The sequence below is a fragment of the Paraglaciecola sp. genome (genome assembly GCF_030730205.1).
Lineage (GTDB): Bacteria > Pseudomonadota > Gammaproteobacteria > Enterobacterales > Alteromonadaceae > Paraglaciecola.
On sequence record NZ_JANQVQ010000254.1, the window covers coordinates 1 to 9,514 of the forward strand.

Genomic DNA, 9,514 nt, shown 5'->3' on the forward strand with positions numbered 1-9,514 from the left:
CTTTAATAAATTATTTGGTTAAATTTGCGGCATTTTTTTGCAATCGCCATCTTATTGATTTATCAGGGTAACTGTTACTGGATACTGATGCTAATTTCTGTAAAATCCGAGCCTAATAATTTTTGCTAAATGTACATAGTGAGCATGCTATTTTGAGTATGGAATTAGACGCAATCCGACAACTGGCCGAAGCCGATATGCAAGCGGTGAATACATTGATCCAACAACAGGTTAATTCTGACGTTGCGTTAATCAACCAATTGGGTTTCTACATCGTAAACAGCGGCGGTAAGCGCTTGCGTCCTTTGCTGACAGTACTGGCTGCCAGAGCAGTTAATATTAAGAACAATCAGCATCACACATTGGCAGCAATTATCGAATTTATTCATACCGCCACCTTACTGCATGATGACGTGGTTGATGAGTCGACGATGCGCCGCGGACGTCAAACAGCCAATGCGGTGTTTGGCAACCAAGCCAGTGTACTAGTCGGAGATTTTCTGTATACCCGCTCATTTCAAATGATGGTCAGTCTTGAGCGTATGCGGGTAATGGACATATTGTCTGCGGCAACCAATGTCATTGCCGAAGGTGAAGTACTGCAATTGATGAATTGCAATGACCCGCAAACCACTGAAGCCCAGTATATGCAGGTTATTTACAGTAAAACGGCGCGTTTATTTGAAGCTGCGACCTTGTTGGCGGCAGTATTGACTGAGCAATCACCACAAATCGAAAAGGCCATGCAAGATTATGGCAAATATTTAGGCACGGCTTTTCAGTTGGTTGACGATATCTTGGATTATGCTGCAGATAGCGACGAGATGGGCAAAAATGTTGGCGACGACCTGGCAGAGGGCAAACCCACTTTACCTCTGTTATATGCAATGTGGCATGGCACAGAAGCGCAGTCAAATCTTATCAAGCAAGCAATTGAAACCGGTGATGGCATGCAGCATTTTGACGAGATTATGTTAGCCATGCGAGAAACAGGAGCATTGGAATACACTAAACAACAAGCATTAGATGCGGCGGATCAAGCCATTGCAGCTTTGTCACCTCTTGCGGATTCTATCTATAAACAGGCATTAATTAGTTTGGCACATATTTCGGTTGAAAGAGCTGCTTAATCGATCAATATAGTTTTATTTGAATCAAAAAAACTCGGCAGTTGCCGAGTTTTTTATTTAAGGCATTAACATTTATTTTTTAACCAATCTAACAACGCACCATAAAACTCCGTTTTGTGGTGATAGTACAAAGTATTTGAGAAATGGTCTGCGCCTTCCAACTCAACATATTTGTAGTCTTTGTTAAACTTTTTAAGTTCGTCTACAAATAATCGACTGTGCTCAACGGGTACTCTTTGGTCAATATCGCCGTGTACCACTAAGATAGGCACATTCACTTTTTCTACATGATCAAGAGGAGAAATGCCTTTTACAGTTGGTCCTTGTAAAATACGGCCAAAACGATTGCCATTGATATTTGCGCCAATTCTGTCAAGGTCACTGACTCCAGCTCCAGCTATAGCGCATTGATAAATGTTATCATCACGCATTGAGCCAGCAAAAGCCGCATAGCCGCCGTAACTCCAGCCAAAAATAGCCAATTTATCTTTACTCGCTAAACCCTTTTCGACTAAATATAAAGCCGCATCATCATTGTCATCCTGCATTTCAAGGCCCCACTTTTTATCGCCTGCCTTCCAGTGGTCTAAACCGAAACCTGTTGACCCGCGATATTGAGGCTGAATAACGATATAACCATGATGAGCAAGTAACTGTGCCCATTCATCATATATGACCACGTCACGCACCCAAGGGCCGCCATGAGGCATTACAACAGCAGGGAATGGACCTTTGCCTTGTGGCACAGTAATGTACGCCGGAATTTTGCGGCCATCGCGTGCGGTATATTTGACATATTTTACATCGGCTAGATTTTCGGATTTTATCAGCGGGTTGCGCTCGCCCAGAAACTCTATTTTCTGTTTGTTGCTCAGTAAATAAAAGCTACCTGGGTCTTTATCGGAAGAGGTGCTGATAACGATGGCGTTGTCGTTTTCTGAACGACTGACAAGTGAAACATACTTGCCTGGAAACAGCGCTTCAATCGCTTTATAAATCGACTCTTCTTCACCATCCAAAAAGTAACGAGTCGGGTATTTAGAGGTATAGGTAAATCCAAGCAATCTGCCCCGATTGTTCTTTTTACTTCCCAATAACACGCTGTCAACGTCTACAGCGGCTAAGCCGAATAATCGTTCGGAATACTTACCCGTACGGATGTTATAAGTATAAATCCCTGCTGTGTCCTCACCTAAATTCGCTCTGATATACACTTCTTCGGGGTTTTCTTGCGAAAAGTATAAAAATTCCCATTCTTCTCGGTTCTCCGGTGAATTAGCGTATATTTCTCGCCATTCGGTTTCACCAGGTAAGCGCGCATATTGTTTGATTGTTGTGGTTGCAGCGTCATAACCCGAGCCAGCCCTAATTTCACCGTCAGGATCAGGGATAAAACTACCACTGACCTTGTTGTTACCTCGCAGCACGGTTTTTGTCGCACCGGTATTAATATTGAACTTAATTACGTCTGGGATGTAATTGTCGTTGATATCATAATTCAATAAAATATGATTTGGATCATCGGGTAAAACCGATAAAACTGTATAGTTAGCGCGATTCTCCTTGGGGAAGGGTATTCTCCAATCTCCCGAACCATCAGCATTGACAATGCCGGCTTTAGTAACCCAATAATTGCGATTTCCATCTTGGATATTTTGACGGAAATTCACTAGTAATTTGTCATTGTTGAGCCAATTAATAGCGGTTATTTCCATCTTGTTCGCTCCCAAACGTACAGGGTCAGCCGCAAGATTATTTGTGTCTCGTATTTCTACAATATAGTCACCGTTTAGAGAGGTGGCGCGGATTATCGCGAGTTTTTCTCCATTTAATGTCACAGCTGCTTGAGTGAGCGCAGGCAGCATTGCAAAAGCATCAAGAGGCAAGGTGTTGGGGAGCGAAGAGGGCGCTTGTGCATTAATTTGAAAAGAGGTGAAAACTAGTAAAAATTTACTAACAATCAATCTTATAGATTTTGTATTCATCGGAACTTCCATGAATTGTTGTTAAAATAAAAAAGGGCTCTAGCGCGATGTACTAATAAAAAAGTCATTGCGAGAGCCCTGATACACTAACCTTTGATTAGATTTCTATTCTGAAACCTGCATATACAGTTCTGCCATATAAATCATAGCCGATACCGATAGGTACGTTTCTAACGTTGGTTACACCATTCGAGCCAGAATCAACTCTGGGCGGAGCCTTGTTAAATACGTTTTGCATACCAAATGTTACTGACATATTGTCCCATTGATAAACTAATGAAGCATTATGTAAAACATAAGATGGAGTACCTGCAATTGGTCGACAACCTGGACCTGCTGTTGTACCAGGTTCAACTACCTCATAACAAGGTGAGCTATTGCCATAAGCGTCTTCAGTGTCTGGTTCGCCATCACCGATATAACGTGTTACCCAGTTAAATCTGAAATCACCGTAATCCAGGCTCAAACGACCATTAATTCGCCATTTAGGAAACGCAGGTTCGAAAGCATTGTCATCTTCTTCATCCAAAATTTGAAAGTATTGCTCTTTCATTTTGGTGCCTAACAAGTCAAAGCTTACACCTAAGGTTTCGCTACCAACTACAAACTCTTGGTTGTAATAAAGATTGTAATCAACACCGACTGAAGTGATTAAACCAACGTTAACAAACGAAGAGTCGACACCTGTCATACGATTGTTCGCGTCACGCACAATCAGGCTACAGAAGCTGCTTTCACCATTGGGTGCATTTTCATTGTTATAACAACTGGAAATGATGTACGGGGCATCGGGTTCTTCAATACTATTTGTGATTGAAATATCGTAATTGGTTAACGAGAACGTCAAATCAAATTTATCGGTGAACGGTTGCTCAACAACAAAACCGTAGGTTTTAGATAGCGATTTTTCTGCGAATAAGTTCTCTGTACCACCTGTTGTTACGCGTGCGCTGATAATGTCAGAGAAGCGGGTGTCCGGCGTCCCCAAACCAAAGGACTTGGCATCGATACCACTGGCCGCACATGAAGTAAAGACGCGTTCGTCCCTGGTATCTTCAGCGGCAACATACACTTGACCGTCGGCGCCATCGTCTTCGCGCGCAAGAGTAGGCACTACACATGGGTCGGTAACAGAACTGAAACCTGAGGTACCATTTAAAAACCTTTCACGTAAATTTGGCGCTCTGTATGACGTACCTTTTGTACCGCGAAGCGTAAACCAATCTGTGGGGCGATAAACGCCTTTAAGACTATAAGTTGTTTCTGGGTCATAGAAGGTTTCATCCGTCCAACGCCCTGATGCCGTTAAGGTTAACTCTTCAGCAAATTTTACGCCTCTGAGTAAGGGGAATTCTGTTTCTAAAAATGCTTCGCGCAAGTTTCTGCTTCCATCAGCACCTTGATCACCTGAAAAGCCCCACATTAAACCGTCTGCGGATACATCATTAGGATTAGAAACAATCTCGTCTTTTCTGAATTCAGCACCTACCACTAAAGGCACAATCTGATTGTTCCAAGGTAAACTGAATAAGTTACCTGTCACGAATCCGCTCCACATTGTCTGCTTGATAATGGTTTCCATCGTCCGATCAACAAACAAGAAGTCTTGCTCTTCGGCTGTTAACATACCGCCACCAGCTTGATAAATGTTAGGTGCAAATAAGTTAACCGCAACGCAGCCATTCGATTCGTCGACACAAGATATCGAACCATCTTCGTTTCTAACCGCATCAAGTGATTGAGCTAAGGTTTCAGTGCCGATACCAGAAAGTTTGGTTTTGCCGTTTGAATAGCTATAAGCGATGTTGGTTTCATAAGACCAGTCGCCCTGACCAAACGAATCCAGTAGCCCAATATTACCTCTTAAACCAACAACAGCGCGTAACTGATACACGTCAACTTCAGAAAAAGAACGGTCGCCACGGATACCTACAATTGGGCGGACCTCATAAAAAGTTCTATCGCGGCCTAAAATGGCATTACAATTAACGCCGTTTATTTCGTCAGAACCACACGGGTTGTAAGGATTGTCAGCACTGACATAAGGGAAAAATTGTGCACGCGGGTTAAATGTATTGGAACTTCTTCCAGCGTATAGGCCCTCAAAAAACAATGCCGTGTCGTTAGCGTCGCCAAAATCATATTGGCCATTCAGGAAAACACTTTTACGTTTTACTGGGCTAACAAAATAACCAGAGCGTTGATAGTCAGAACCATCAGCGGCATAAAATGGGTCTTGAGTATCAAAATCGATTAAGCCGTCACCGTTTCCGTCATAGATAGCAGAATCGTTGATGCCGTCTCCGTCACGGTCTACACCGATAACATTATCGCGAACGCCGATTGCACTGACAGGAGCATAATCACCTGACCAGCCAGGGATGCCTACGTTGGTGTATCCAGGCGTAGCGCGTAAAGTACCCAAAGGACCAAAAGGTGAACCCCAGTTAATAGAACGGGTTTCATTACAGGTGCTTTCTGGAGTGGTCGTTAACAGGTTACTTTTATCTGTCGTCAATATATTGCCGTTTGTATCTTCGTAGTACCACGAATCACATTTGCTTACGAATTGGTTATCGGCAAAAGTCATTGGTTTTCTATCGTAATACTCTGCACCAACAGTGACAAACAGCTTATCTTTGGTAAATCCATACATTGCTGAAAGCGTTGCTTCTTCACCACCGCCGCCTTTGGGCGCTGAGACGTTTGCTTGGAAATCAAAACCATCAACATCGCTTTTTAAAATGATGTTAGAAACGCCTGCTATGGCATCAGAACCATAAACTGTTGACGCACCATCGAACAGGTTTTCTATGCGCTGAATCATTATTGCAGGAATAAGGTTGAGATCGGCTGCAACCGGTGCACCGCCAACGCCAGCTGGTGCAACACGACGACCGTTAATTAAAACTAAGGTTCTGTCAGCACCCAAACCACGGAAGCCAACGGTGGCGGAGCCTGGGCCGTTGTCTAAAACAAAACCACCAAAAGAGTTGTCTATTTGTTGGCCGGTAGTTTGTGATGTGGTTTGCAAAATTTCACTCGCATCAAACAAACCCATTTCACGGCTCACATCGCCAGAAATAATTTGAATAGGCGAGGCATTTGAAAATTCTGCTCGCTTAATACGCGAGCCAGTAATTACCACCTTTTCGACGACTTCGTCAGCTTCTTCTTCTAAAACATTGGCATTTTCTTGGGCGTAAGCGGAGAGACTGGTGACACAGCCTAACGCTAACATTACTCCATAAGAGGAGCGGCGCAGGCGCGCTGAAGTTGGTATTTTCATTATTGTTCCCTGGATAGTGTAAATAGTACGTAAAACCAGCGCTTTAGTGTTTTTATCGCGCTAGACATATGATAGTACCGAAATTTTCCGTAAAGTGGATAGCTACGAAGAAGAAACCGAAATGAACATTTGAAATAAAAATGAAATATGGACTAATTGGTAAAAAATTAGGATAAAAATGCTGCGTAAATAAAATTATTATTATTTAATCCTAATGGCATTTGTTTTTTAGTGTCAAAAAGAATCTGTTGTCCTTTTTAATTTTTGCCTATTTTGACCCGACCACTTACAGTCGATACATTAACCTTGGCGTTGCCGCCATTAAGCGAGAACGTTAACCAGCGACTCGGACCGTATTTATCTTTTTGTACCTTATGCTCCGATAGCCTGTTGTCAATGTTGCCACCTGCATGTGCCTGGATGTCGAAACGCGCCGAAACCTCCTGTTGAAAATTTAAGTCTATGGAGCCACCTACACTGGATGCGTTGACTTCGCCATTTTTTTGCAATTGCATGTTTGCTTCTAGAGAGCCGTTGACGGTTTCAAGGTTGAGTTGGCGCACGCTTGCCAAACTCAGTTCCACGTCACCATTGACGGTTTCTGCTTGTAATTCTTCACTTTCGGTTTGCACGGTAATATCGCCATTGACTGAACTGTATTTGTCATCTCGCCCTTTTGAACTGCGTGAATGAATATCCCCATTGACGGTTTCAATCTTTACATCGCCTTCAAGCTCAGTGGCTGTAATGTTGCCGTTAACTGAATCTAAGCGAATACGCCCGCCTAACTGTTTAACCTCAAGTGATCCATTGACAGTTTCAATATCGGCTCCGCCTCTGACACCACTGACTTCAACGTCAGCATTAACTGCGCTGTAGTTTATTTTGCTATTAGCTGGTACTAGGATCGTTAAGTCGTCTCCATCATCCGAGCCCCAGTTGCCCCAACCACTGTGCTTTTTGGTTTTAACTTTGATCACGACTTCATTGCCGTCGCGCTCAAAAATAAATTTATCGGTTTTGTCACCCAATGTGCCAGTTACTTGCACCTCAGCTTTATCCCAAGTGCTTATTTTGGCGAGGCCATTCACATGTTCGATACGGATATAACTGTTAATATTCACGTCTAGGGTTTTATCCACTTTTTCAGTGGCAAAACTAGCACTACTTATTATCAATAACGCCATAGCTATTAGAATTTGTTTCATTTGTCATTACCTCATTTGAATACGCGGACTTAGATCTGTGACCATTTAGGAGAGTGCACCCGCTCGATTAAACTAATCTGCTGTTGATAAACGTTTTGTAATAACTTCAGCAATGCCATGTTGTTGGGCTCATTTTTCAGCGCGGCCTTAATCGCTAATTCTGCCTTGTCTAATTCAGCCACCTGTTCCTGCCAATTACTGGTTAAGGCCGGTTGATCTTGAAATTGCACCAGAAGCGCTTGTTTTTGCTGTTGATGTTGGGCGCTTAAACTGGCAATTAAATCACTGCCATTTGGGTGCTTTTGAGCCGTATTAAACGACAGCAAACTTACTAGTCCAATTAAAGCTACTCCAGCAACCAAGGCGTAAATTTTGCCTGACTTTGGCTTGTTAACTACATCAGGGCTATTAACTAAAGCCAGTTCAATGCCTGACCAAAGTTCACGTTCAGGCTGTTTTTCACGGTTAAGCGCAACAAGTTGTTGTTGCAAATCCGATTCAAAGTCAGCTTTATTCATATCCCATCCACTCCTGTAATAATTGTTTGGCGCGGTGAAACTGTGCCTTACTTGAGCCCACAGCCATGTTAGTCATAGTGGCAATTTCTTCGTGGCGATAGCCTTCAATGGAATGTAAAACAAACACCAGTCTGGCACGTTCGGGTAGCCGAACTATGTAACTTTCAATATCCACTGTGCTACTCGATTCTTCGGCCAATTCATTGATGGCCGGGGAATCTTCAAAATTCATCATGCGATATAACCAACCCCTTTGTTTGCGCAAATAAGAGATCGTGATGTTGCTGGTCACTGTATGCAGCCACGTAGAAAACTTGCTCTCACCTTGGTAATTACCGATTTTTTCGCCACAACTGGATAAAAACCTCTTGAGCAGCATCTTCGGCTAAGGATTTATCTGCGGTCAGGCGATAACACAAGCCATACACCTGAGCAATGTATTGCTGATATAGTTTGTGGTACGCCTGTATGTCGCCGCCCTGTATTGCTTTGATTAAGTCCATCTCACTTTTAGAGGCGAACTTATGCTCTGCAGCAACAACGTTTCCTTGTATGGTCAAACCGATGTCTTCTTGGTGTTAGTTGTTTAGTAAGTCGCAGGGTAAACTAGATTGGTTTAAAGGATTAAAAAAATAATGCATATTTTTTATTTAGTGAGGTAGCGCAATGGAAATTATCGGTTTATTCAGCGGCAACAAAACAGCCATCGGCCCTAAACTCAGTCCTACGGGTATAATTAAAAAACCAATTGAACATGCACAGGTCAACGCCTTAGGCATAGTGGGTGACGTGCAAGCTGACAAACGAGTGCATGGTGGTCCACAAAAAGCCTTGCATCAATTTTCACTGTTGAGCTATCAAAAAATCATTCAGCAACATCCCTTGTTACATCGTAAAGCTCTACCTGGCTCTATAGGTGAAAATATCAGCACGGCATTAATGCATGAAGATAACGTATGTATTGGCGATATTTACCAAGTAGGTTCTGCCACGTTGCAAGTGAGTGCTCCACGTATACCCTGCTGGAAGATAGATGCTAAATTTCGCCAACCCGGTTTAAGTCAGTTTATAGCGCAACATCACTTAAGTGGTTGGTATTATCGCGTGATTGCGGCGGGGCAATTACAAGTCGGTGATACTTTCAAATTAGTTGAGCGCTCAAATTCCAACTTAACCATTCGACATTTTTTACATATGCTCCAAAGTAAAAAACTGGATGTCGAGAGTATATTGATGATTGAAAATGCCAGTGGTCTAGATCCGCAGTGGCAGGCAAAACTGTTAAGACAAAACCAATAAACAAGTTTCAAGGATGAAGGGGATATGCAGATAAAAAAACACCGCCAAATGGCGGTGTTTTCATAAATCGAAACTAATTCAGATT

Annotated in this window: 6 protein-coding genes and 1 pseudogene; 2 read left to right on the forward strand and 5 right to left on the reverse strand. The window is 42.7% G+C overall.

All coding sequences use genetic code 11. From position 1 onward, the window contains the following. The first annotated feature begins 158 nt into the window (after positions 1 to 158). A complete protein-coding gene (gene ispB / locus NWQ57_RS16485; protein ID WP_306023265.1) occupies positions 159 to 1,130 on the forward strand; it encodes an octaprenyl diphosphate synthase in 972 nt (323 codons plus the stop codon). A 65-nt stretch (positions 1,131 to 1,195) separates the two neighbouring features. Here ispB and NWQ57_RS16490 read toward each other — a convergent pair whose 3' ends face one another. The 5 genes and pseudogenes from NWQ57_RS16490 to NWQ57_RS16510 all read right to left on the reverse strand — a co-directional run bounded on the left by NWQ57_RS16490 (position 1,196) and on the right by NWQ57_RS16510 (position 8,690). Next, complete coding sequence (locus tag NWQ57_RS16490) at positions 1,196 to 3,115, reverse strand: S9 family peptidase (RefSeq protein WP_306023260.1); 1,920 nt, start codon at positions 3,113 to 3,115, stop codon at positions 1,196 to 1,198. Between the two features lie 97 nt (positions 3,116 to 3,212). Further along, a complete protein-coding gene (locus tag NWQ57_RS16495; RefSeq protein ID WP_306023261.1) occupies positions 3,213 to 6,404 on the reverse strand; it encodes a TonB-dependent receptor domain-containing protein in 3,192 nt (1,063 codons plus the stop codon). 257 nt (positions 6,405 to 6,661) lie between these two features. Continuing rightward, positions 6,662 to 7,612 carry a DUF4097 family beta strand repeat-containing protein gene (locus NWQ57_RS16500; protein ID WP_306023262.1) on the reverse strand — a complete coding sequence of 317 codons (951 nt, stop codon included), beginning with the start codon at positions 7,610 to 7,612 and terminating at the stop codon, positions 6,662 to 6,664. 29 nt (positions 7,613 to 7,641) lie between these two features. Then, positions 7,642 to 8,130, reverse strand: a complete 489-nt coding sequence (locus NWQ57_RS16505; RefSeq protein ID WP_306023263.1) for a hypothetical protein — start codon at positions 8,128 to 8,130, stop codon at positions 7,642 to 7,644. Further along, positions 8,123 to 8,690, reverse strand: a pseudogene (locus NWQ57_RS16510) (RNA polymerase sigma factor). The gene NWQ57_RS16505 and the pseudogene NWQ57_RS16510 overlap by 8 nt, the downstream one beginning before the upstream one ends. Positions 8,691 to 8,796: 106 nt before the next feature. On the opposite strand from NWQ57_RS16510, the gene NWQ57_RS16515 reads away from it, so the two are divergent. Further along, complete coding sequence (locus NWQ57_RS16515) at positions 8,797 to 9,429, forward strand: MOSC domain-containing protein (RefSeq protein ID WP_306023264.1); 633 nt, start codon at positions 8,797 to 8,799, stop codon at positions 9,427 to 9,429. The last annotated feature ends 85 nt before the right edge of the window (positions 9,430 to 9,514 follow it).

What these genes read in the sequence shown, in the direction of transcription:
- NWQ57_RS16500 (WP_306023262.1), bottom strand. Translation starts at nt 7,612, where the DNA reads ATGAAACAAATTCTAATAGCTATGGCGTTATTGATAATAAGTAGTGCT.
- NWQ57_RS16505 (WP_306023263.1), bottom strand. Translation starts at nt 8,130, where the DNA reads ATGAATAAAGCTGACTTTGAATCGGATTTGCAACAACAACTTGTTGCG.
- NWQ57_RS16515 (WP_306023264.1), top strand. Translation starts at nt 8,797, where the DNA reads ATGGAAATTATCGGTTTATTCAGCGGCAACAAAACAGCCATCGGCCCT.
- NWQ57_RS16490 (WP_306023260.1), bottom strand. Translation starts at nt 3,115, where the DNA reads ATGAATACAAAATCTATAAGATTGATTGTTAGTAAATTTTTACTAGTT.
- NWQ57_RS16495 (WP_306023261.1), bottom strand. Translation starts at nt 6,404, where the DNA reads ATGAAAATACCAACTTCAGCGCGCCTGCGCCGCTCCTCTTATGGAGTA.
- ispB (WP_306023265.1), top strand. Translation starts at nt 159, where the DNA reads ATGGAATTAGACGCAATCCGACAACTGGCCGAAGCCGATATGCAAGCG.